Source organism: Xanthomonas sp. SHU 199 (assembly GCF_000364665.1).
GTDB lineage: Bacteria > Pseudomonadota > Gammaproteobacteria > Xanthomonadales > Xanthomonadaceae > Xanthomonas_A > Xanthomonas_A sontii.
Map to the genome: position 1 here is coordinate 1 of NZ_AQOI01000714.1, position 514 is coordinate 514.

General features: G+C 70.0%; 1 pseudogene. It reads left to right on the forward strand.

From position 1 onward, the window contains the following. Positions 1-514: pseudogene (locus D183_RS25415) on the forward strand (methyl-accepting chemotaxis protein); the annotation flags it as partial.

Here is a 514-nt window from a genome sequence, read left to right on the forward strand (position 1 = left end):
TGCGCGGCGACGCCGGGCGGTTCCAGCACGACTTCCGGCTGATGGTGCAGGACCTCAACGCGATGATGGAGGTCAGCGACCGCAACCTGGGCAAGCTGTCGACGCTGCTGCAGGCCATCGCCGCCGGCGACCTGAGCGCGCGCATGCACGGCGACTTCCACGGCGTGTTCGCGCGGATGCGCGAGGATGCCAATACCACCGCCGACCAGCTCGCCGACATCGTCGGCCGCATCCAGACCGCGGCGCGCAGCATCCACGGCGCCACCACCGAACTGGCCGCCGGCAACGACGACCTGTCGCGCCGCACCGAACAACAGGCGGCCAACCTGGAAGAGACCGCGGCCTCGATGGAGGAGCTGACCTCCACGGTCAAGCAGAATGCCGAGCACGCCCGCCAGGCCAACCAGCTCGCCACCGGCGCGGCCGCGGTGGCCTCCCAGGGCGGCCAGGTGGTCGGCCAGGTGGTCACCACCATGAACGGCATCGAGGCCTCGTCGAAGAAGATCGCCGACAT